A 23,821-nucleotide genomic window follows, 5' to 3' on the forward strand; every position below is an offset into this window, starting at 1 on the left:
AAATAGATTAATTAGTGCCCTGATGTTTCTGCACGTCGACAAGCTTCAAATAAGAACCAAGTACGACGCTCTGTTTCATCGATCCAATTTTCAATTAAGCTTGCGGTAGAGATATCGTTATTTTCATCACAGACAACATGTGCTTTTCTCAGTTCTGCTGCAAGTAATTGATTATCTTGACATAGCTCAGCTAACATATCTAAAGGCTCAACAAATTCAGCATCATTATCTTTAATACGTTGCATTTTTGAGATCTGCCCTATAGAGCGTAATGTCATGCCACCAATTTTACGTACACGCTCGGCAATAGGATCTGTCATGGCAAAGAGCTGATCACCTTGTTCATCTAACATTAGATGATAGTCACGAAAATGAGGACCGCTCACATGCCAGTGGAAGTTCTTTGTTTTTAGATATAAAGCAAACACATCCGCAAGAATAGCATTCATCGCTGCACTAACTTCTTTTGTTGCTTTAGGTGCTAAATCTGTAGGGGTAGATAGAGGACGGGTTTGGAGTTTATGTGCATCATTAACTTCAGCAGGGGTTAGTTTTTTACTGCTCATTTTCATCTCCTAATAAATCGAAAAAGTATTATTGAGAGAACAACATCGTAAACAGAACAACCAATTGCAGAACAAGATGTTATTGATATTACTGACTGTTCAGTTCAATAATAAATCACATGTAAATAAGTATGGATCGATTTCTTATAATTACTAGTTAAAGTGATAAATATAATTATTTATTCTGGTTTTTTGTCTGTTGTTAGTTGATTATATGGCTATTGTGTGATTGATTTGGTTTATCTGGCTAATATTGAATTTGTTTCGTCATAAAGATAAAACGAGATGAATTTAATAATATTGTCTTTTTTTATTATCTAACGCTGATTTATCACGATCTTCATGGCAAACTACAGACTTTCTATTTCGTCAGATCCGTCAGAGGACAACAGTTTTGGATATCACAGCAAAAGAAGAAGCCGTAGCTGATTTAAGCACGATCTTAGATATGTTACGTTGGGCTATGAGTCAGTTTAATTCATCAGATATTTATTATGGTCATGGTACGGATAACGCATGGGATGAAGCGTTACAGCTTGTTCTACCTACACTGGCTCTTCCTTTAGATATTCCTGATGCTCTTTTATCAACCAAACTTACAACCTCTGAAAAAATGGAAATCATTCAACTTATTGAGGTTCGTATTGAACAAAAAATTCCTGTGCCTTATTTAACGCATCGAGCGTGGTTTTGTGGACATGAATTTTATGTTGATGAACGAGTTTTGATCCCTCGTTCTCCCATTGGTGAATTGATTAATAACCATTTTGCTGGACTGATTGGGCAAGAGCCAACCCGTATCCTTGATTTATGTACTGGCAGTGGATGTATCGCTATTGCTTGCGCCCATGAATTTCAAGAAGCAGAAGTCGATGCAGTCGATATTTCAGCTGATGCATTAGAAGTTGCCGAGTTTAATATTGAAAATCATGGTTTAATTCATCGTGTTTATCCAATGCAATCTGATCTCTTTGAGGCAATTGTTCCTACACCATACGATATTATCGTGACGAATCCACCTTACGTTGATGCTGAAGATATGGGGGACTTGCCTGATGAATACCATATCGAACCCGAACTCGCATTGGCTTCTGGTGTGGATGGCTTAGATATCACCAGACAAATTTTACTAAAAGCGCCTGATTATTTAAGCGAAAAAGGCATTCTTGTCTGTGAAGTCGGTAATAGCATGGTGCATCTTATCGAACAATTTCCTGAAGTTCCTTTTACTTGGCTTGAGTTTGAAAAGGGAGGCATTGGCGTCTTTATGTTAACGCGTGAGCAACTTGTCGAATTTTCAGATAGCTTTGCTAGCGATAAACGTTGATGTCAATGTGATGAAACGGTAGATTGTTATGGTTGCAAATAACATATTAATAACATCACACAGTCAGTCATAAGATAGGAATTGAGGGATGGCGGGAAACAGTATCGGGCAATTATTTAGAGTAACCACTTTTGGTGAGTCTCATGGCACAGCGTTAGGTTGCATTGTGGATGGTGTTCCTCCCGGACTACCTTTAACGCAAGCGGATCTACAAGTTGATTTAGATAGACGTAAACCGGGAACTTCACGTTATACCACACAACGTAGAGAGCCTGATCAAGTGCGTATTTTATCGGGTGTTTTTAATGGTGTAACAACGGGAACCAGTATTGGTTTATTAATAGAAAATACGGATCAGCGCTCTCAAGATTATAGCGAAATTAAAGATGTATTCCGCCCAGGGCATGCAGACTACACCTATGAACAGAAATATGGTTTACGTGATTATCGTGGCGGGGGACGCTCTTCTGCTCGAGAAACCGCCATGCGTGTCGCAGCGGGTGCTATTGCCAAAAAATACCTTAAACAAAAATTTGGTATTGAAGTAAAAGGTTACTTATCTCAATTAGGGCCGATTAGTTGTGAGTTAGTTGATTGGTCAATTGTAGAAACCAACCCATTCTTTTGCCCAGATCCTTCTCGCCTAGATGCCCTCGATGAATATATGCGAGCGCTAAAAAAAGAGGGTAATTCTATAGGTGCCAAAGTTACCGTGGTTGCAGAAGGTGTACCTGCAGGATTAGGCGAACCCGTTTTTGATAGACTTGATGCCGATTTGGCTCATGCGTTAATGAGCATCAACGCAGTAAAAGGCGTTGAAATCGGAGATGGTTTTGATGTGGTGACCTTAAAAGGGACTGAAAACCGCGATGAAATTACCAAAGAAGGTTTTAGCAGTAATCACGCGGGAGGGGTATTAGGTGGCATTAGTAGTGGTCAACCTATTATTGCACACATTGCTTTAAAGCCAACTTCAAGTATTACTATTGCTGGTAAGACGCTTAATCGACAGGGTGAAGAAGTCGATATGATCACCAAAGGGCGACATGATCCGTGTGTCGGTATCCGAGCTGTTCCTATTGCAGAAGCTATGATGGCTATTGTGTTACTTGATCATGCGTTACGTCAACGGGGTCAATGTGGTGATGTTATTCCTCCATTAATGCAATGGTGATCTTAGCTTACATCAATAATACAGCGAATAATCTGTAGTAAGTTTGCTATGAGATTTTAAAGGTGTGAGCGCCTTATTATTCTATGCTCAGATAGTGTTACTGTTTTTATTTAAAATAATCAAATAAAGCAGTAACACACGCCCCCTCATTTCTGATAATTCGGATAGATAAATGGATTGGCTATTTTCAGATGGCATCTACCTTCTACTCTTTTTTGTTGCTGTATTAGCAGGCTTTATTGACTCTATTGCTGGCGGTGGTGGGTTGATCACTATTCCTGCCTTGCTCTCTGCGGGAATATCACCCGTACAAGCGTTGGCAACAAATAAGCTTCAATCAGTGGGCGGTTCTTTTTCAGCCACACTCTATTTTATTCGTCGTCGCGTCATTGATTTAAAAGCACAGCGCTTTGCCATTTTTATGACTTTTATTGGTGCTGTTTCTGGTGCGATGTTAGTACAATTTATTAATCCTGAATTACTAAAACAAGCGCTACCTGTTCTTACTATCGCAATCGGTCTCTATTTTTTATTAACACCATCTATCGGAGCTAAGGATAGTAAGCAACGTCTTGGCTATTATACTTTCGGGGTTATTATTGGCGGTGGTATTGGCTTTTATGATGGTGTTTTTGGTCCTGGAACAGGATCTTTTTTCGCTTTAGGTTATGTCATGTTACTTGGTTATAATCTCTCAAAGGCGACGGCACATGCTAAATTACTCAATTTCACCTCTAATTTTGGCTCTTTGCTATTTTTTATTCTTGGTGGACAGGTAATTTGGACCATAGGTTTAGTTATGTTATGCGGGCAGTTTATTGGTGCTCGCTTAGGTGCAGGGTTGGTGTTAACCAAAGGACAAAAATTAATTAGACCAATGCTGGTCATTATCTCCTTTTTGATGAGCATCAAACTCATTCATGACAATCATGGTGATACTATTGCACTTTGGTTTTCTGCACTTTTTAATTAGGAAAGATAATTTTTAAATGTCAGCACATCATTATCAGCAGTTAATTGATATTTTTAATCAATGTTTTAGCGATAGTTACCAAACACGTTTAGTTAAAGGTGATAACGAGCCAATTTATTTGCCTAAGAGTGAAGAGATACCTTATCACCAAATCATTTTCGCACATGGATTTTACGCGAGTGCATTACATGAAATATCGCATTGGTGTATTGCTGGGGATGCGCGTCGTCAGCAGGTTGATTATGGTTATTGGTATTGTCCTGATGGGCGAGATCAAGTGACTCAAGAGCAGTTTGAACGAGTTGAAATCAAGCCTCAAGCTCTTGACTGGTTATTCTGCCAAGCAGCCAATTATCCATTTAACGTGAGTTGCGATAATTTAGACGGGGATTTTGAGCCAGACCGTTACCAGTTTAGAAACAAGGTGAGAGAGCAAGTATTAGCTTATTTGCGCGATAAAAATATCCCGCCACGTGCACAGCTATTTATTAATGCGTTACATTTGTTTTACAATACACCTGAGTTAACGCCGGAGCAATTTCCTTATCAGGAAAATCCCCTCGTTAATTAAGGATGACGAGATAAACTATCCTCGTCTATCCACTGCGCAGGTTTTAGTAAACCAATAAAGCCTGAGGTAAATAAGGTTGCTATTGAAACATCGAGTGACTTAAATCTGATAGCAACATTATATATTGAGGATAAATAATGCTTTCTGAGTATGAAACGTACTTATTAGATAAAATTGATAGCCGTGTTGAACATGCTACGGATGATGAATTATTTGCTGGTGGATATTTACAAGGCCACATCACTTTAGCGATTGCGGAGCTTGAACAAGAAAACAATACGCAATTATCAGCATTAAAATCCCGTGTAGAAGAGAGCATTCAAAAAGCTATCAAAGCAGGAGAGCTTTCTCCTCCTGATCAAATATTGGTTTTATCGACGTGGCATGATTTAGTTAACTCGATTAATTAGTATAAATAACCTATATTGAGAACAACCGATACTATCGGTTGTTTTTCTTTTATTGCTAACGATTAACCACATCGAAAACCTTGTTTAAGACAGTTGAGCTTGAAAAAGAAAGGATTTTATACAAAAATTCTCCTTACTATTTATCAATTGTTTTTATTTGATTTTTCAAAGTCGATGTCTCTTTCATTGATTAAAGCATAATAGTGCTATCTTTTGTTACTCCTTGCCATTTCTGCCAAATTACTTTTAAATGTTTTTTAGGAATGTTTCTCGGGATGCAAATGATTTGCATAAAATATTTATGATAAGGATAACAATACGATGAAAAATTTCTTTAAAATAAGCCTTATTGCTAGCACGGTATTGGTTTTATCTGCCTGTGATCAACTTGATTTAGATAATAAAAAAGATAAGTTTTATTACAGTAATCCCAGTGAAAAAAGCATGAGCTTTGTTGTTGATGATAAAACATATCAGGTTGAGCCGGGTAAAAGTGGTTATTTAACACTCTCACCGGGCGAACATAGTTTACAAGATAGTGCAGGTAATAAATCCACTTTTATGGTGTATGAAAACAACAATGGTGGAATTTTAAATCCTGATAATTTTATGTATTACCGTTTATCTGAAGTCTATGCTGTACAAGGTAAGGGAGATCGCTTTAAACCAACAGAATATAAAGTGGTTATTAATGGCTATCAGTTAGAAATGCCATTACAAAGCACGAATGCTACCTTGATTGATGGTAATGTATTTAAATGTACTTATACGTTAGGTGAACCTTTCCCTAGTGAAATTAAAAGCCATAATAAAAACGAAATGGGGAATATCAAAACCAAATGTTTTGATAAACCTGAATTAATTCAATATATTATGACTGATTATGGTCAAGATCTAAAACCGCTTTCCCCTCAAGATGAGTATAACGATACTGTTAATCTAGCGTTAGACTACAGTTTACCTCAACCACAATTTACTGATCCTGATATTCAAGCAGAGGCAGAAAATTGGGTTGCATTGCTTGATCAAATTAAAGAAAGTAATGATCCTAATATCCATAAACAGCTTAAAACACCATTACATGAAGCAATAAATAAGTTATCAAAAGCCGATAGTGAAAGAGCAGTAAAAAACTCTGTTGAAGATAATAAATACTATAATTCTTTTATTCACCAAGCGAGCCAATATCAATCTTATGGGATCTTACCTAGAGATTAAATTTTTGGTAGAACGGATAAAAAGCCATCCTTATGGATGGTTTTTTTATAGGTAATTGATACTCTTAATAAGCAAATAGCAAGTTATAAAAGAGATTATTTATGACCAACGCATCAAATAAAATCGCCACTCACGAGATCACTATTCGGCCAACTCAATTGGCTGATGCCAACCAACTACCGAAGATTGAACAATCGGCAGGAGAGTTATTTAGCAGCATAAAAGAATTAAGTTGGATCAGCGAAAGTGGTGTACAAAGTGTTGAGGCGCATATTCAATTTATCCATCAACATGCTCACTGGGTTGCTGTTAATCATGACAATCATCCCGTTGGTTTTATCATGACGCAACAATTACCTGAAAGTGTATTTATTCATGAATTATCGGTAAGTAAAGATTGGCAAAATAAAGGGATTGGTAAATTGCTGATCCAGACTGTAAAAAATGAAGCTAAATTACAGCAATTTAATGCGGTAACGTTAACGACTTTCCGCGATGTCCCTTGGAATGCTCCCTATTATCAGCGTTTAGGTTTCCATATCTTACTTGAGCATCAAATACCCTATTCTTTACAACAAATTTTAGATAATGAAGTAGAGCATGGGGGATTTGCGAGAGAAATGCGTTGTGCGATGAAGTGTGAAATTTAAATACTATAATTTAAATACTATAAAGATATTTAAGTAACCAATAAACAATAGTTACTTAAATATCAACCGTAATTTCAGTGACTGATCCTATGATTTTAATTCAATAGCTTTTCCGCGTAGTAATGGTCTTACCCAGAAACGATTTGGATGTAAGGCATTTAACACACTATCTTCTACAGGAAATGGCTCATCAAAGATTTGGCTTGCTAAGATCTCAGCAGATAAAGGTGCAGAGCATAAACCACGTGAACCTAATGCACTAATAATATAAAGCTGATGATAACTCGGTGCCAAAATAGGTGTTTGCTTTCTACGCTTAAATCGATCTAAATGCGTATAGGCGACAACTAATTTTTCAAAATCGGGTACTTCACCTAATAAAGGAAGGTGATCTCTTATTGTACAGCGGATCCCGACACGCGCATCGTTATCACTAAAATCTACCTGCTGTGCCCAAGGTGATTGTGCTAAACAGTGCGTGAGGTGCCATTGATTATTTTGTTGCTCTTCAATTGAAACATTTAAATCTAGTCGATCACGACGAAAGCTTGCCCCAACACAATGCAGATTATCTTGAGGATCAACCGGCGTAAAATAGCCATCATAGCAGAGCACCGCTTTTAATTGTGCGATATCAGGTGTCGTTGAAATATGGCTAACTTGACCCCTTACTGCACTGATAGGCAGTTTTTCACTTTGTATAAAATCAGTAATACGGTGCCCATTAGCTAAAATAACGCAATCATGTTGTGTTTTATACGTTGTTGCTTGGTGAGTCACCTCTAACAGCCAATGTTGTTGTTGTGAGGTTAATTGAGTGACTTGATGTTCAAAGAGTAGCTTGAGACCTTGTTGTTGTGCGTATTTTAATGCATTGGTGGTTAACTCTGTGGGAGAAAGCCAACCTGCTTGAGGATAAAAAAGACCATCTTGGTTGATAGCTAATCCACAAAGTGAATTCATTTCATCTTGATGAACATAATGAGCGAGTTGAGAAAAAGGTGTGGAATGCTCGATTATTCGCGCTATTTTTTTGCGTACTTTTTCATTATAGATAACTTGGGCAACACCAGACCATTGATGTGAAAAGTTTACGCCTTTATGGTTTAACTCATCATAATAACGGCGGGCATATAAAAAAGCGTTAGTGAAAAAGTGTTCTAACTCATCAGATTTACCATTAAGTAATGGATATAACACACCTTGCCGATTGCCTGAGGCATTTGCTGCAGGATGTGTATCTTCACAATAGAGCGTGACTTTGGCGCCTCTTTTTAAGCAGGCGAGTGCAGTTAATGCACTGGCGATCCCCCCACCGATAATGGCGATATCTTTTGTTTGTGTAGCACAAGGTCTGGCATAGTAGGGAACAAATGCATTGGCAGGAGGATGGGGAAATACCCCTGTTAACATTTCTCTTTTTTGACCAAAGCCTTTTATTTTCTTTATTTCAAAACCAACATGTTGCAATCCTCGTTTTACTATCCCAGCTGCGGTAAAGGTGGCAAAAGTGCCATTTTCACGCATCGAGTCTGCCATTGCTTGAAATAATGTTTCACTCCACATTTGTGGGTTTTTACTTGGTGCAAAGCCGTCAAGAAACCACGCATCAACTTTATTATGTAAAGCTTGGCGAGTTTGTGGCAGTAATGTATTGATATCACCGAACCATAAATCAAGCGTTATCGCGCCATTAGCAAGAATAAGACGATGACAACCGGCAATAGGTAAAGGCCACTGTGCACAAAGCGCTGTTGAATATTGTGCTAGTTCTGGCCAATGGCTATGGGCTGTTTGCAAATCAGCTTTAGTCAGAGGAAATTTTTCAAAACTGACATAATGTAAACGCTTTAATGACGCATCAGGTGAGTGATGACGAAATTGCTCGAAGGCTTGCCACAGTGTTAAAAAGTTTAATCCTGTGCCAAATCCGGTTTCTGCTATAACACACTCAGAGCGTACATGTGTACCAAAACGAGATGGAAAATGATTTCCATGTAGGAATACATGTCGAGTTTCTTCAAGACCATCTTGGTTGGAAAAATAGATGTCATCAAACTGTTTTGAAATCGGAGTACCAAGTTCATTCCAACTTAAAGAGGCGGTATTTATAGCAGTGTTATTCACGGAACTACCTGTATTTTACCAAAAATAATGGGCTATCTTAACGCTGTTCTTAAGCATCTTCCACCTTTTGAGTACGCAGAGATTTTTCATATTATCTGCATTTTTGTAAAAAAGATCCTGATCGGACTTGTTCAGCGTACAAGTGTACGCTAAAGTGCTATTCAGAAATCCCGCAGCTACAACTATTATTGTAAAGAGGTATAAATGAAGCGCGCAGTGATCACGGGTCTGGGTATTGTTTCGAGCATTGGTAATAACCAGCAAGAAGTGCTGGACTCTTTAAAAGAAGGCCGTTCCGGGATAACTTTCTCAGAAGAATTTAAAGAGATGGGGCTACGTAGCCACATTTGGGGTAATGTTAAGCTTGATACTGAAGGTCTTATTGACCGTAAAATCCGCCGTTTTATGAGTGATGCATCGGTTTATGCCTATTTATCTATGCAACAAGCGATTGAAGATTCAGGTCTAACAGAAGATCAAGTTTCTAACATTCGTTCTGGTTTAGTTGTCGGCTCCGGTGGTGGTTCTCCTCGTAACCAAGTACAAGGTTCGGACGGCATGAGAGCTAAAGGTCTACGCGGTGTAGGTCCTTATATGGTAACTCGTGCAATGGCGTCTGGTGTATCAGCTTGTTTAGCTACACCGTTTAAAATTAAAGGTGTTAACTATTCAATTAGTTCAGCTTGCTCAACATCAGCACACTGTATTGGTCATGCGGTTGAATTAATTCAATTAGGTAAACAAGATGTGGTTTTCGCCGGTGGTGGTGAAGAGCTAAGTTGGGAGATGACCTGTGAGTTTGATGCTATGGGGGCACTTTCAACAAAATATAATGATACACCAGCCAAAGCTTCTCGTACCTATGATAAAAACCGTGATGGTTTCGTTATCGCTGGTGGTGGCGGTATTGTGGTTGTTGAAGAATTAGAGCACGCATTAGCACGTGGTGCGCATATCTACGCTGAAATTGTCGGCTATGGTGCAACATCTGATGGTGCTGACATGGTTGCTCCATCGGGAGAAGGTGCCGTACGTTGTATGCAAATGGCAATGCAAGGTATTGATCATGTCGATTATATCAATACTCATGGCACATCAACGCCTGTGGGTGATTTAAAAGAGCTTGAAGCGATTGCTGAAGTTTTTGGAACTAAAACACCGGCTATTTCTGCAACTAAGGCAATGACAGGTCACTCATTAGGGGCTGCAGGTGTTCATGAAGCCATTTACAGTCTATTGATGTTAGAGCATGGTTTTATCGCACCAAGTATTAATATTGAAGAGCTTGATGATAAAGCGGATGGTATGAATATCATTACCAAACCAACAGAGCAAAAACTAGATACAGTGATGTCAAATAGCTTTGGTTTCGGTGGCACTAATGCTTCACTTGTGATGAGTAAGTATAAGAAATAGTTAGTTATACTTAGTTTTCCTTGTATAAATGATAAAGGCAGTTACTTATAATAAGTGACTGCTTTTTTATTTTTTGTATAAATAAATTTGTTCTGCAAAATAAATAAAGATCCTTTTGGTTTTATAGAAAACTATGTTAAAAAAATGCTGTAAATATTATTAAAGCACAATCTTATTGATTGTCATTTTTTTATCATACAGAACCAATAGATAAAATAACTATCTAATTGTTTAAAATTAGTTGTTTTCACTATAGTTTTAAATCAATCATTTAATTAAAAACTAATTTTATAGATTAAATCCTTTATTTTATAAATAGTTAACTTAATGAAAATATCGATAGCATTAAAAAGGTGAGGGGAAAAATTGATCTGGATTATTTTATATTAAATAAGCAGGAGATATTTAATATAAAAGTTGGTAATGTTTGCAACGGATACTTGTATTACTTTATATTTTATACTTTGATTTTCTTGCCTTGGTTTTTATTTATAAAAACTAGGGGAGCAAAGTGACCGGCTAATTGCTTAGCCGGTATTTTTTTTATTTATAGTCTAGCTGACATTGACTCACATCTCCTGCTGACAATCTGCTTTTTTTGTGACAGATTGACGACGGAAATTCAGTGGTGCTCTTAGTTTTTGTACTAAGAATATTCCCAATAAAATAACGCCTCCGCCAATAAAATGATAACTGTGCATCTCTTCACCTAGCACCGCTACAGCGATCATTGCGGTAAATAGAGGAATTAAATTCATAAAGATAGAGGTTGTATTTGCACCTAATTTCATTACACCTAAGATCCACAGATAAGGCGCTAAAATAGAGGCGCCAACCCCTGCAAAAATAACTAATCCAACATTATCTTTTGTTAATGCAATACTTTCTGCGGTAAGAAAATTAGGTATTAGTAATAAAACACCAAAACCTATTTGTACATATAGAGACTGCCAATTAGGTAAAGGAATTGACCAACGTTTGGTAAGTACTCCGTAAAATGCATAGGCAGTTGATGCGATAAACATCATTAATTCACCACGTCCTAAACCTTGAGAAAGGAGTTGTGAAGGATCACCGTGGCTGACTAACCAGACAAGCCCACTAATAGATAAAATAGTTCCGAGTGCAATCCCTACAGTAGGCACGACACGCAGTACAAAAATACTAATAATAACGGTTAATAATGGAATAAGTGAATTCAATATTCCCATAAAGGTTGCTGTCACATAATAAGCCGCATAGTAAGCTAAACTTTGATATAACCCCATACCTAATGCGCCGAGAATAAATAATTTCCACCAATATTGTTTTACGGTTTTACGATGATGCCAAACAGGGACTAACAGAAACGGCGTCATCAGTAAAAATGCTAAGAACCAGCGATAAAATGAGATAGCGGCTGGATCTATCACAGATGTTGCCGCTTTATTGACAACCGCATTAATTGACCAAATAAGTACCGCTAACAGCGGGAAGATTATACTTTTCATTATTCTCACATCTATTTTTAAACCAGATGGCTATTGTAAGTCTGTCTGATTAGATATATATAATGAAAAGCAGACAACCGATAGACCAATAAAGACAAAACGATAAAAGAGCAACATTAAGATGACAATTGAACAACAAAAAGAGATGCAGTGGTTACTCTCTGATCCAGATACGGTCCGTTTTCGTGATGAGCAATTGCTTGCAGAAACTGAATTTCGTTATCATCAACATGAGTTTGGTCAATTGCTTTATGTGATCTCTGGAGTAATGGATCTAGAAGCTGGCGGGCAGCGTTTTTTAGCGCCACCTGAATTTAGTGTATGGATCCCTGAAAAAGTAGGGCACGCAAGCTACAATAAAAAAACCTTATCTTTTAAGGTGCTAGATATTGCACCCAGTTGGTGTGAAGGTTTATTGGATAAACCCTGTCTTATTCAACTAAGTCCTATTTTTTCGACGATTTTTGCCGATTTCTTCCGTCGTGGTGTTTGTAAACCGCAAACAAAAGAAGATCTACGTTTATCTCAAGTGTTAATAGACCAACTAAAAGTATCTCCTATTCATCATACCTATTTACCTTCCTCAAAAGATAAGCTGTTAGCACCTGTTTTGGCAGCATTAGAGCAAAATCCTGCTGATAATACCTCATTAGAATTATGGGCAAAAAAACGTTATACCTCAGAAAGAACCTTATCACGTCGTTGTCAGCAAGAGTTAGGCATGTCTTTTAGTGAATGGCGTAAGCGATTACGTTTTTTACATGCTATCTCTTTGTTAGAACAAGGAAAAAGTGTTAATGATGTGGCCTTTGATGTTGGATATAGCTCATCCTCCTCATTTATTGCCATGTTTCAGCAATTTGCTGGAACAACACCAGAAAGATTTCGTCGCTTACCCAATGGTTAAGGTTTCTTTTCATATATTTACTTAAAATAGCGTCAGTTTTTATCGTCAATAATAGGCTTTACTTGGAATAAGTGGCAAAATAGACCGCTTAATTTTATTTTTGATCCTTTGTTTACACACATAAAAAACAAATCAGTGAGATAACACCGTGAAAATTCTGGTTGATGAAAACATGCCTTATGCGCAGCAGCTTTTTTGCCAATTAGGTGAAGTAAAAGCTGTACCGGGTCGCCCTTTACCTATTGAAGAGCTTGATGATACTGATGCATTGATGGTGAGATCGATTACTAAAGTCAATGCATCACTATTAGCGGGCAAATCGGTAAAATTTGTCGGCACCGCAACGGCAGGTTTTGATCATGTTGATACAGCATGGCTAGAGCAACAAAAAATAGCGTTTTCATCTGCGCCAGGTTGTAATGCGATCGCTGTTGTTGAATATGTCTTCTCTGCGTTGATGGTGTTTGCTGAGCAAGAAGGATTTCAATTAACAGATAAAACCGTTGGCATTGTTGGCGTTGGCAATGTTGGAGGGAGACTGGCAAAACGCTTACGCGCATTAGGTGTGAATGTACTACTTTGTGATCCGCCTAGAGCTGATAGAGGGGATGATGAACAATTTCATTCTTTAGAAACGCTATTAAAGCAGGCGGATATCCTGACTTTCCATACACCGCTAAATAAATCGGGTCGTTATAACAGTTACCATTTAATTAATGAGAGCAACCTCGATATTTTACCTGAAGGTCGTATTTTAATTAATGCAAGCCGTGGCGAGGTTATTGATAATGCTGCATTATTATCAGCCTTAAACCAAGGTAAAAAGTTACGCGTTGTTCTAGATGTTTGGGAGCCAGAACCCGATCTTTCTCTTGAGTTATTAAATAAAGTTGATATCGCAACACCACATATTGCCGGCTATACCTTAGAAGGGAAGGCGAGAGGAACAACGCAGGTTTATGAAGCTTATTGTGATTTTATTGGTCAACCTCAACACGTTGAATTATCAACACTGTTACCAAAACCGTTGATCTCCACAATTTCTGTACAAGGTGAATTAACTCAAACATTACTCAAACAGCTTATTCATCTTGTCTATGATGTACGTCGTGATGATGCACCATTGCGCAAAGTTGCTGGTATCAAAGGGGAGTTTGATAAGCTACGTAAGTTTTATCCTGTCCGTCGTGAATGGTCTTCATTACAGGTGGTATGTGATAACCCGACAACGGCGAGCTTACTCAATGCTATTGGGTTTAATGCAACACATAAATAAGACGTGACATTATTTAAACATTTTACTGTATTGGAGGATATTTTATGGGAGAGGGTTGGAATATTGCGCTTGTGGGCGCAACAGGTGCTGTGGGTGAAGCTATTTTAGAGCTTCTGCAAGAGCGTGATTTTCCTATTGGCGAATTAACGGCGATCGCCAGTGAAGACAGTATTGGCAAAACTATCCGTGTAAAGGGTAAAAGTGTTGCAGTACAAGGTATTCATAATATCGAATGGGCGGATATTCAACTCGCTTTTTTTGCCGCGCCGGTTGAGATTAGTGCGCAATACGCACAACTTGCAGCAGATTCAGGTTGTATTGTTATTGATTGCAGTGGTTTATTTGCGATGGAGTGGGATGTACCTTTAGTTGTACCAGGGGTGAATACATCTATGCTGGCAGAGTATCGTAACCGCAATATTATCGCTATTGCTGATAGCATGGTAAGCCAACTGTTACGCGCTATCTATCCATTAACCGAAGCCGCAGGCTTAACTCGCTTGAATGTGACAAATTTGATGTCAGTATCTCGTTTTGGTAAACAAGCTGTTGATGAATTAGCGGGGCAAAGTGCGCGTTTACTGAACGGTGTTCCTCCAGAGCTTGGTCGCTTTAATAAACAACTGGCATTTAATATTTTACCATTGTTAGTTGATAATGAAGGCTCTATTCAAGAAGAGCGCCAAATGGTTGATCAGATCCGTAAAATCTTGCAAGACGATGGACTACCTATCTCAGTGACCACATTACAAGCGCCTGTTTTCTATGGTCATGCACAATCTGTACAGTTGGAAACATCACGCCCAATGGGAAGTGAAGAAGCGCGGGAAACATTGCAAGATCATGACTCCCTCAATATTAGTGATGAAAATGATTTTCCAACTCAAGTCACCGATGCCTCCGGTAATGTTAGCTTGAACTTAGGTTGCTTACGTAATGATTATGGTGTGCCTGAAGCGTTACAATTTTGGTCTGTTGCAGATAACGTGCGTTTTGGCGGAGCATTAATGGCTGTAGAAGTGGCTGAAAAATTAGTGCAGGAGCAGTTTTACTGATGAACGACCAAGAGAGTGCTGATGTGATAGCGCAGTCAATCAGTGAGCCTGCGATTGCGACAGAAAGCACACCATTAAAGATAGCGCTAGGCATTGAATATGACGGTAGCCACTATTATGGCTGGCAACGTCAAAATGAGGTTCGTAGTGTCCAAGAAAGGTTAGAAAAAGCGTTATCTCAAGTAGCAAATGAGCCTATCTCTGTTTTTTGTGCCGGCAGAACTGATGCCGGAGTTCATGCAACCGGGCAGGTTGTGCACTTTGAGACAACGGCTCATCGTAAAGATGCGGCATGGACGATGGGGGTTAATACCCATTTACCACAAGATATTGCCGTTCGTTGGGTAAAAACGGTAGCGAATGATTTTCATGCTCGATTTAGCGCAACCGCAAGACGTTATCGTTATGTGATTTTTAATCATCGCTATCGTCCTGCAATTTTATCCTCAGGGGTAACGCATTTCCATTACCCTCTAGATGCACAACGAATGCATCAAGCTGCCCAATGTTTATTGGGCGAGAATGATTTTACCTCGTTTAGAGCCGTACAATGCCAATCTAGAACACCTTGGCGTAATGTGATGCATGTGAATGTTTCACGCTATGGTGATTATGTGGTGGTAGATATAAAAGCCAATGCTTTTGTCCATCATATGGTAAGAAATATTGTGGGGAGTCTATTGGAAATTGGCTGTGGTAATCAGGCTATTACTTGGATGGCTGAATTATTAGCCTTAAAAGATAGGACTAAAGCAGCAGCAACTGCAAAAGCAAATGGTTTATATCTTGTTTCGGTTGATTACCCTGAACGTTTCGAACTTCCTAAACCTGCAATGGGGCCGCTATTTTTAGCAGATAACCCATTTTAAATACTTTAAACATAAAATTACCCCGTTTTCTGAGGATTTATGGAATTATTAACGCAATTTGCTGATTTAATAAAATTTCTAATTGATTTTATTTTACACATTGATGTCCATTTAGCCGAGTTAGTCGCTCAATATGGTACATGGGTATATGCCATTCTATTTTTAATTATTTTTTGTGAAACGGGGCTTGTTGTCACGCCATTCTTACCGGGCGATTCGTTACTGTTTGTTGCGGGGGCTTTATCTGCGTTAGATACCAATGATGTTAATGTTCACCTAATGGTTCTCTTACTGCTTTTCGCTGCGATTTTAGGTGATGCGGTTAACTATTCTATTGGGCGCATTTTTGGTGAAAAACTCTTTAGTAACCCCAATTCACGTATCTTTAAACGAGAATACTTAGATAAAACCCATGCTTTCTATGAAAAACATGGTGGTAAAGCGATAATTTTGGCAAGATTTGTGCCGATTGTCCGAACTTTCGCGCCATTCGTTGCAGGAATGGGCAAAATGTCATATCGTCATTTTGCTTTTTATAATGTAACGGGTGCTATTGCATGGGTACTGCTATTTACTTATGCTGGATACTTTTTTGGTGACTTAGATATTGTTCAAAAGAACTTAAAATTGCTAATTGTTGCCATTATTGTTATTTCTATTTTACCTGGTGTTATCGAAGTGATACGCCATCGTAGAGCGAGTGCAAAGGCCAAAAAAGAGAGTGATAACCAAGAGGTTTGAGCAGTTATCATTAGCTTTTGCCGTAGAATAGCAATAATAAAGAGATGCGCTGAAATTCAGTAAGCGGTATCATCATAAACTTTGCTAACCACATAGCCAGTATATTGTGAGTTAACATGTTCACAATAATCTGCTCTAAATAATTAGGGTTGTAGCTAGGCGATAAGTGAATGCAGCACGAAAAGCACACCGACAAAGTAGGTGTCTTGTGCAATTAAACGCAGTCAACATGCTGCAACTTAAAATATAACGAGTATAAACTGGCGAAGGTCAGATTCAGACGAAAAGGTCCGTTAATGAGCTGGATTGAAAAAATTCTTAATAAAAGCAATATCACGAGTTCACGTAAAGCCAATATCCCAGAAGGGGTTTGGACAAAATGTGATAGCTGTGGGCAAGTACTTTACCGCGCAGAATTAGAGCGTAATTTAGAAGTGTGCCCCAAATGTGATCATCACATGCGTATTTCAGCACGCCGTCGCTTAGAAACTTTTCTTGATACAGGAAGCACGACTGAGCTGGGCAGTGAGTTAGAGCCTAAAGATATTCTGAAATTCCGCGACTCTAAAAAATATAAAGACAGAATTGCTGCGGCTCAGAAACAAACCCATGAAAAAGATGCCCTAGTGGTGATGAAAGGTACGTTAAAAGAAATGCCTGTTGTGGCCGCATCTTTTGAATTTGCATTTATGGGCGGCTCTATGGCGTCTGTTGTGGGTGCGCGTTTTGTTCGTGCGGTTGAACAAGCATTAGAAGATAATTGTCCACTGATTTGCTTCTCTGCAAGTGGTGGTGCACGTATGCAAGAAGCATTGATGTCATTAATGCAAATGGCAAAAACCAGTGCCGCATTAGCTAAAATGCAAGAGCGTGGTTTACCTTATATCTCAGTGATGACCGATCCTACTATGGGTGGGGTTTCTGCAAGTTTAGCAATGTTAGGTGATATTAATGTTGCTGAGCCGAAAGCCTTGATTGGTTTTGCTGGTCCACGTGTTATTGAACAAACTGTACGTGAGAAATTACCCGCGGGTTTCCAACGTAGTGAATTCCTGCTAGAAAAAGGGGCGATAGATATGATAGTTCGCCGTCCTGAAATGCGTGATGAGCTAGCTGAATTACTGGCTAAGCTGACTCAGTATGATTTAGCGAAAGACGAAGATGAACTGCTAGGCGAAGAAATGATCGCTGATGACATCGAATCTTCTGACAATGAGCCAGAAATTAACATCGAAACGAATAAAAAAGAAGATGTCTAATATCATAACTGCTCCTCAAGCCACATCGCCTTTGTCGGTGTGGCTTTCTTATCTTGAACACTTACACTCAAGTGCTATTGATATGGGACTTGAGCGCGTGGGCAAGGTAGGTCAATTACTGAATGTATTACGTCCAGCCCCTAAAGTTATCACTGTATCGGGTACTAATGGTAAAGGAACCACTTGCCATATGCTCGAGTCAATTTTGATGGCTTCAGGATTGAAAGTGGGGGTTTATAGTTCACCTCATCTTGTCCGTTATACCGAGCGTGTTCGCATTCAAGGTAAAGAGCTTTCACCAGCTGATTTTTGTCAAGTATTTGCTGAGATAGAGCAAACCAGAGGCGATATTTCGCTGACTTTTTTTGAATACGGCACACTCGCGGCATTGAAACTATTTCAACAAGCTCAGCTTGATGTGGTTATTCTTGAAGTTGGGTTAGGGGGGCGTTTAGACGCGACCAATATTGTTGATGCCGATATTGCAGCTATCACCAGTATTGCCCTTGATCATACCGATTGGCTAGGGGCTGATAGAGAGCATATTGGTCATGAAAAAGCCGGTATCTTCCGTAAAAATCACTATGCTGTTGTAGGCGAGCCAGATATGCCACTGTCTATTGCACAAGTCGCGCAACAGAAACAGGCTAAATTATTTCGTCGTGGTGTTGATTGGTCATTTTCTATTGATGGTGATCACTGGCATTGGCGTAGTGCAGATAAGCAGTTTGAAAAACTTCCCATCCCTAATATTCCCTTAGCCAACGCAGGTACGGCAATGGCAGTAATACGCTGCTTATTGAAAACCGATGATAAAGTGAGTCAAGGGATCACCCATCAAAGTATCGTTGAGGGAATGAGTAAAGCTCAGTTGCCGGGACGTTTTCAGATAATTTCGCAGCATCCATTAGTTATTTTTGATGTTGCTCATAATCCGCATGCTGCTGGATATTTAGCCGAAAAACTGGCGCAATTACCGCGTTATTCTGATACCAAAGTGCGCATTGTTGTTGGTATGCTGGGTGATAAAGATATTGCGGGTACATTAGCGTGTTTATCCCCTCAAGCTGATCAGTGGTATGTTGCACCATTGAATGAGTTTCGTGGCGCATCAGCCCAGGTATTAGCTCAGCACCTCGACTATCCGGCAGTATTTGATAGTGTCGAGCAAGCATGGCAACAAGCAATATCTGAGGCGCAAAAAAATGATATTGTGGTTGTATGTGGATCATTCCATACCGTTGCTCATGTAATGGAACTATTGGAAAAGGAGAGTGCGAGTGGCAAGTAAATTTCAAAATCGCTTAGTCGGAGCCGTTGTTCTTGTGGCGGTAGGGGTTATTTTTCTTCCTACATTATTTGACGGCGATAAGAAATATAACGAAGACCAATTTGCCTCTATTCCTTTAGTCCCCAAACCTGGTGATGAGCAAGATATTGAATCAATAGCGCCGATTGAGCAAACCACGACACCGTCAACGCCATCAGAGGGTGCTTCTGAGGCGATGATCTCTGAAGCGGTGACGGGGGTTGAACAGCCTCAAGTTTCTACTCCTGAAGTATCAGAGCCTCAAGTAGCGCCATCAACACCGGTTGTTGAGCCACCTAAAGTGGTTAATCCGCCTGTAGAGCCACCAACTACCCCGCCACCGGCGGTATCAGAAACAACCGCGCCGAAAGGTGAAGCTTGGGTTGTGCAGTTAGGTGCCTTGAAAAATGCGGCGAAGGTTGAAGAAATTATTGCAAAAATGCATCTCTCCGGTTATCCAGTATATACCGTGCCTGCTCGCCCTGTTTCAGGAAAAGTGACACGTATTTATATTGGGCCTAATGCCTCAAAAGCAGAGTTACAGGCGATGTTACCTCGCCTTAAAGAGCTAACAGGCTTGCAAGGTGAAGTAAGAGCCTATAAACCATAACTATGTTGATGAGACATCAGATGGGTGAAGTAACAAGGTGTTAACTTATTGCGGCGATTATGATTTTTCATGTCGCCGTAAATTATTTTAAAATTATCGAAAATTAGGGTTACGCAAACGTTTTCGTTTTCTGTTAGAATGCTACCGTATTAATGCGGGGCATCGTTATTGGATAGAGATTTATGGTCTGGATAGATTACGCCATTATTGCCATTATCGGTTTTTCTGCATTAGTTAGCCTGATCCGTGGCTTTGTTCGTGAAGCATTATCACTTATCACCTGGGGTTGTGGTTTTTTTGTTGCAAGTCAGTTTTATCCTTATCTAGCCGTCTATTTTACTCGGTTTGAAGATGAGCTGGTTCGTAACGGGATTGCGATTGTCACACTGTTTATTGCAACGCTAATTGTCGGTGCGGTGATTAATTATGTGATTAGCTCTCTTGTTCAACGCACAGGGTTATCAGGTACAGATCGTGTGTTGGGGATCTGTTTCGGGGCTTTAAGAGGTGTGCTGATTGTATCAGCGTTACTTTTTGTCTTGGGTGCTTTTACTCCTATGGCAGACAGTGCCGATTGGCAACGTTCTGAGCTTATTCCTCAATTCAACCATATTATTAGGTGGTTTTTTGACTACCTACAAAATGCGTCAAGTTTCGTGTCGGAGAAAATGTAACCTCTCCGTCTGGCTGATGAGGATCTTTTCATGTGCGGTATTGTCGGTATCGCTGGAGTTAATCCAGTAAACCAATCGATTTATGATGCGTTAACGGTGTTACAACACCGAGGTCAAGATGCAGCAGGCATTGCAACAATTGATGAGAATAACGGTTTTCGTCTACGCAAAGCAAATGGGCTGGTGAAAGATGTCTTTGAAACGCGTCATATGTTGCGTTTAAAAGGAACTATCGGAATAGGACATGTACGTTATCCAACCGCGGGCAGTTCGAGTGCATCAGAAGCGCAACCTTTTTATGTTAACTCACCTTTTGGGATCACACTTGCACATAATGGTAATTTAACTAATGCGCATTTGTTGCGTCGTCAATTATTTGAAACTGCTCGTCGACATATCAATACCACCTCAGACTCCGAAATTTTACTCAATGTGCTAGCGTATGAATTAGATCGCTTCGATCATTTTCCGCTAGAGCCAGATAATATTTTTACCGCTGTTGCGGCTATGCATAAAAAATTACGTGGCGCTTATGCTTGCGTTGCTTTGATCATCGGCCACGGCTTATTAGCTTTTCGTGATCCTTATGGCATTCGTCCTTTAGTGTTAGGCAAACGTACTTTAGAAGATGGACGCAGTGAGTATATGGTTGCGTCTGAAAGTGTCGCTCTAGATACACTAGGATTTGAATTCTTGCGTGATGTAGCACCCGGTGAGGCTGTTTATATCACAGAGCAAGGACAACTGTTTACTCGTCAATGTGCTGAAAATCCGCAATTAGTACCTTGTCTATTTGAGTATGTTTATTTTGCGCGTCCAGACTCTTTTATTGATAAAATTTCCGTATATAACGCCCGTCTACGTATGGGGCAAAAGCTCGGCGCTAAAATTGCTAAAGAGTGGGAAGATTTACAAATAGATGTGGTGATCCCTATTCCTGAAACTTCTTGTGATATTGCATTAGAAATTGCCCACATCTTAAATAAACCTTATCGACAAGGTTTTGTGAAGAATCGTTATGTTGGACGTACTTTTATTATGCCCGGCCAGCAAGAGCGTCGCAAATCAGTACGTCGTAAACTAAATGCCAACCGTGCAGAATTTCGCGATAAAAATGTGTTACTTATCGATGACTCTATCGTACGTGGCACAACATCAGAGCAAATTGTTGAGTTAGCGAGAGAAGCGGGGGCTAAAAAAGTTTATTTTGCCTCAGCCGCTCCAGAAGTGCGTTTCCCTAATGTTTATGGTATTGATATGCCTAATGCTAATGAATTAATTGCTCATGGGCGTGAAGTGGATGAAATACGTAAACTGATTGGTGCTGATGGACTTATTTTTCAAGATCTCTCTGATTTAATTGCCGCTGTTCAAGAAGAAAATCCAGATATCAACCAATTCGAATGCTCTGTATTTGATGGTGTCTATATCACAAAAGATATTGATCAAGGCTATTTAGATTACCTTGAAAATTTACGTCGTGATGATGAACATAAAATTCGTGATCAACATGAAGCTGAGAACTTAGAAATCTATAACGAAGGCTAATTTTCCGTTAAAATAGCCACCTTTATCAAGCGTCGATGCTAGCGTAACACTACATCGGCGCTTGTTTTTTGAGGGGTAATCATCATAATGATTAACAAAGATATATATTCTGAGGATTATAATGAAAAAGCTGATTGTCGGGCTAACAGGTGCCAGTGGTGCAATTTATGGTATTCGTTTATTAGAAATACTTAAATCCGTGCCATCCGTAGAAACTCACTTGGTGATCAGTCAAGCGGCGCGTCGTACCATTTCATTAGAAACGGATTATTCTCTCAAAGATATTCATGCTTTAGCTGATATTATTTATGACGATCGAGATATAGGGGCGACTATCTCTTCAGGCTCGTTTCGGGTCAATGGTATGGTTATTTTACCTTGTTCGATTAAAAGCCTCTCCGGTATTGTACATAGCTATACTGATACGTTAGTGACACGTGCCGCTGATGTCGTGTTAAAAGAAGGACGTAAATTAGTGCTATGTGTACGCGAAACACCGTTACATTTAGGGCACTTACGTTTAATGACTCAAGCTGCTGAGCTTGGTGCCATCATTATGCCACCAGTACCTGCATTTTATTTTCAGCCTAAAACGATCGATGACATTGTTAATCAGACAGTAAATCGAGTGCTTGATCAATTTGACATTGACTTGCCGGATGATCTTTTTCAGCGTTGGCAAGGGGATAAACCTGCCCGTTGATCCCCTGTGTGACGAGTGACTATTTTTTATGGCGAATAATATCTTCTAAAGCGCCTTCCAGTTGTGGGTAACGAAAGCTGAATCCTGCATCGAGCAGTTTCTTAGGAAACGCTTGTTGCCCACCTAAAACTAATGTGGCACTTTCTCCCATCATTAATTTTAATATTGTGGCAGGAACCGTCATAAATGCAGGGCGTTTCAGTACATGAGCTAAAGTCGTGGTAAATGCCTTATTTTGTACTGGATGAGGGGCTGTCAGATTAAAGGCGCCTTGGGTATTGTTATTATTAAGTAAAAATACGATGGCATTGACCATATCATCAATATGTATCCATGGCATATATTGCTTACCATTACCTAATTTTCCCCCTAAACCTAATTTAAAAGGCGGGCTCATTTTAGGTAATGCCCCTCCTTTTGTAGAGAGTACAATACCAGTACGTAGCAAACACACCCGTGTTAATGGCGTTTGTGCATCGAGTGCAATATTTTCCCATTTGGCACAGAGTTGATGAGTAAATTCATCCTTAGGTGGCGTCTCTTCAGTGACATTATTTTCACCTTGATCACCATAAAAACCCACCGCAGAGCCAGAAATTAAAACACTAGGGGGAGAGTCGCTGGCTTTTATTAAATCCACCAGCTTTTGGGTTAATTTGCATCGACTATTAACTAACGTTTGTTTTTGCTCCGGTGTCCAGCGTTTGTCTGCAATTGGTTCTCCAGCAAGATTAATCACTGCATCAAATTGGTTTAAGTTTTCTTTATCATCTAAATGCGTCCAACACGCCATTTCATTACAGAAATGAGAGTAGACTTTCTGTGGTGAACGGGAAAGTACGGTAATATTATGTTTATCTAATGCGAGTTGGCAGATAAGTGCTCTGCCAATTAATCCGGTTCCACCTGTGATAAGTATATTCATCACCATCCTCCTGATTACTCTAT

The 23,821-nt window shown here is 39.4% G+C and carries 23 protein-coding genes; 19 read left to right on the forward strand and 4 right to left on the reverse strand.

Annotated features, from left to right (window positions below; all coding sequences use genetic code 11):
• Positions 1-11 precede the first annotated feature (11 nt).
• Positions 12-566: a Dps family protein gene (locus AACV01_RS13980; RefSeq protein WP_004250672.1), complete on the reverse strand. Its 555-nt coding sequence runs from the start codon at positions 564-566 to the stop codon at positions 12-14.
• Positions 567-1,014: 448 nt separating this feature from the next.
• Here AACV01_RS13980 and prmB point away from each other — a divergent pair, with 448 nt between their 5' ends.
• The 7 genes from prmB to AACV01_RS14015 all read left to right on the forward strand — a co-directional run bounded on the left by prmB (position 1,015) and on the right by AACV01_RS14015 (position 6,889).
• Positions 1,015-1,893 (forward strand): 50S ribosomal protein L3 N(5)-glutamine methyltransferase, encoded by an 879-nt coding sequence (gene prmB, locus AACV01_RS13985; RefSeq protein WP_046334445.1) that lies wholly within the window; start codon positions 1,015-1,017, stop codon positions 1,891-1,893.
• 88 nt (positions 1,894-1,981) lie between these two features.
• The gene (aroC, locus tag AACV01_RS13990; protein ID WP_004243753.1) at positions 1,982-3,067 is read left to right on the forward strand and encodes a chorismate synthase; all 1,086 of its coding nucleotides are present in this window, start codon (positions 1,982-1,984) and stop codon (positions 3,065-3,067) included.
• A gap of 172 nt (positions 3,068-3,239) precedes the next feature.
• Complete coding sequence (locus tag AACV01_RS13995; RefSeq protein ID WP_004243750.1) at positions 3,240-4,040, forward strand: sulfite exporter TauE/SafE family protein; 801 nt, start codon at positions 3,240-3,242, stop codon at positions 4,038-4,040.
• A 16-nt stretch (positions 4,041-4,056) separates the two neighbouring features.
• Complete coding sequence (locus AACV01_RS14000) at positions 4,057-4,611, forward strand: elongation factor P hydroxylase (protein ID WP_004243749.1); 555 nt, start codon at positions 4,057-4,059, stop codon at positions 4,609-4,611.
• Positions 4,612-4,748: 137 nt separating this feature from the next.
• Positions 4,749-5,021, forward strand: coding sequence for a YfcL family protein (locus tag AACV01_RS14005; RefSeq protein ID WP_004243748.1), 273 nt, complete (start codon positions 4,749-4,751; stop codon positions 5,019-5,021).
• Positions 5,022-5,342: 321 nt separating this feature from the next.
• On the forward strand, positions 5,343-6,239 hold the full coding sequence (locus AACV01_RS14010; RefSeq protein WP_004243747.1) for a hypothetical protein: 897 nt from the start codon (positions 5,343-5,345) through the stop codon (positions 6,237-6,239).
• A 101-nt stretch (positions 6,240-6,340) separates the two neighbouring features.
• Positions 6,341-6,889, forward strand: a complete 549-nt coding sequence (locus AACV01_RS14015; protein WP_004248403.1) for a GNAT family N-acetyltransferase — start codon at positions 6,341-6,343, stop codon at positions 6,887-6,889.
• A gap of 87 nt (positions 6,890-6,976) precedes the next feature.
• Here the strand turns inward: AACV01_RS14015 and mnmC are convergent, their stop codons facing one another.
• Entirely contained in the window at positions 6,977-9,016 is a 2,040-nt protein-coding gene (gene mnmC / locus AACV01_RS14020; RefSeq protein WP_161683125.1) for a bifunctional tRNA (5-methylaminomethyl-2-thiouridine)(34)-methyltransferase MnmD/FAD-dependent 5-carboxymethylaminomethyl-2-thiouridine(34) oxidoreductase MnmC, read from the reverse strand.
• A gap of 204 nt (positions 9,017-9,220) precedes the next feature.
• On the opposite strand from mnmC, the gene fabB reads away from it, so the two are divergent.
• Positions 9,221-10,432, forward strand: a complete 1,212-nt coding sequence (gene fabB, locus AACV01_RS14025) for a beta-ketoacyl-ACP synthase I (protein ID WP_004243743.1) — start codon at positions 9,221-9,223, stop codon at positions 10,430-10,432.
• Between the two features lie 569 nt (positions 10,433-11,001).
• On the opposite strand, the gene AACV01_RS14030 is transcribed toward fabB, so the two are convergent.
• The gene (locus AACV01_RS14030; RefSeq protein WP_004243742.1) at positions 11,002-11,922 is read right to left on the reverse strand and encodes a DMT family transporter; all 921 of its coding nucleotides are present in this window, start codon (positions 11,920-11,922) and stop codon (positions 11,002-11,004) included.
• A gap of 121 nt (positions 11,923-12,043) precedes the next feature.
• Here AACV01_RS14030 and AACV01_RS14035 point away from each other — a divergent pair, with 121 nt between their 5' ends.
• The 11 genes from AACV01_RS14035 (at position 12,044) to AACV01_RS14085 (ending at position 22,873) form a co-directional block, all read left to right on the forward strand.
• Positions 12,044-12,829, forward strand: coding sequence for an AraC family transcriptional regulator (locus AACV01_RS14035; protein WP_004248400.1), 786 nt, complete (start codon positions 12,044-12,046; stop codon positions 12,827-12,829).
• A 148-nt stretch (positions 12,830-12,977) separates the two neighbouring features.
• On the forward strand, positions 12,978-14,105 hold the full coding sequence (pdxB, locus tag AACV01_RS14040) for a 4-phosphoerythronate dehydrogenase PdxB (RefSeq protein ID WP_161683127.1): 1,128 nt from the start codon (positions 12,978-12,980) through the stop codon (positions 14,103-14,105).
• Positions 14,106-14,149: 44 nt separating this feature from the next.
• On the forward strand, positions 14,150-15,160 hold the full coding sequence (locus AACV01_RS14045) for an aspartate-semialdehyde dehydrogenase (RefSeq protein ID WP_063108425.1): 1,011 nt from the start codon (positions 14,150-14,152) through the stop codon (positions 15,158-15,160).
• A complete protein-coding gene (truA, locus tag AACV01_RS14050) occupies positions 15,160-16,029 on the forward strand; it encodes a tRNA pseudouridine(38-40) synthase TruA (protein ID WP_004248399.1) in 870 nt (289 codons plus the stop codon). The genes AACV01_RS14045 and truA overlap by 1 nt, the downstream gene beginning before the upstream one ends.
• Positions 16,030-16,068: 39 nt before the next feature.
• Complete coding sequence (locus AACV01_RS14055; protein ID WP_004243735.1) at positions 16,069-16,770, forward strand: DedA family protein; 702 nt, start codon at positions 16,069-16,071, stop codon at positions 16,768-16,770.
• Between the two features lie 296 nt (positions 16,771-17,066).
• Positions 17,067-18,029: an acetyl-CoA carboxylase, carboxyltransferase subunit beta gene (gene accD / locus AACV01_RS14060; RefSeq protein ID WP_004243734.1), complete on the forward strand. Its 963-nt coding sequence runs from the start codon at positions 17,067-17,069 to the stop codon at positions 18,027-18,029.
• Complete coding sequence (gene folC / locus AACV01_RS14065; protein WP_036918656.1) at positions 18,022-19,320, forward strand: bifunctional tetrahydrofolate synthase/dihydrofolate synthase; 1,299 nt, start codon at positions 18,022-18,024, stop codon at positions 19,318-19,320. The genes accD and folC overlap by 8 nt, the downstream gene beginning before the upstream one ends.
• Entirely contained in the window at positions 19,310-19,948 is a 639-nt protein-coding gene (gene dedD, locus AACV01_RS14070) for a cell division protein DedD (protein WP_004243732.1), read from the forward strand. The genes folC and dedD overlap by 11 nt, the downstream gene beginning before the upstream one ends.
• Before the next feature lie 182 nt (positions 19,949-20,130).
• Positions 20,131-20,622, forward strand: a complete 492-nt coding sequence (gene cvpA, locus AACV01_RS14075; protein ID WP_004243731.1) for a colicin V production protein — start codon at positions 20,131-20,133, stop codon at positions 20,620-20,622.
• A gap of 30 nt (positions 20,623-20,652) precedes the next feature.
• Entirely contained in the window at positions 20,653-22,170 is a 1,518-nt protein-coding gene (purF, locus tag AACV01_RS14080) for an amidophosphoribosyltransferase (RefSeq protein ID WP_004243730.1), read from the forward strand.
• Positions 22,171-22,291: 121 nt separating this feature from the next.
• The gene (locus AACV01_RS14085) at positions 22,292-22,873 is read left to right on the forward strand and encodes a UbiX family flavin prenyltransferase (RefSeq protein ID WP_017827869.1); all 582 of its coding nucleotides are present in this window, start codon (positions 22,292-22,294) and stop codon (positions 22,871-22,873) included.
• A gap of 19 nt (positions 22,874-22,892) precedes the next feature.
• Here the strand turns inward: AACV01_RS14085 and AACV01_RS14090 are convergent, their stop codons facing one another.
• Positions 22,893-23,798, reverse strand: coding sequence for a TIGR01777 family oxidoreductase (locus tag AACV01_RS14090; protein WP_004250688.1), 906 nt, complete (start codon positions 23,796-23,798; stop codon positions 22,893-22,895).
• Between the last annotated feature and the right edge of the window lie 23 nt (positions 23,799-23,821).

Origin of the sequence: Proteus sp. G2609, from assembly GCF_963896135.1 — a bacterium.
Lineage (GTDB): Bacteria > Pseudomonadota > Gammaproteobacteria > Enterobacterales > Enterobacteriaceae > Proteus > Proteus mirabilis.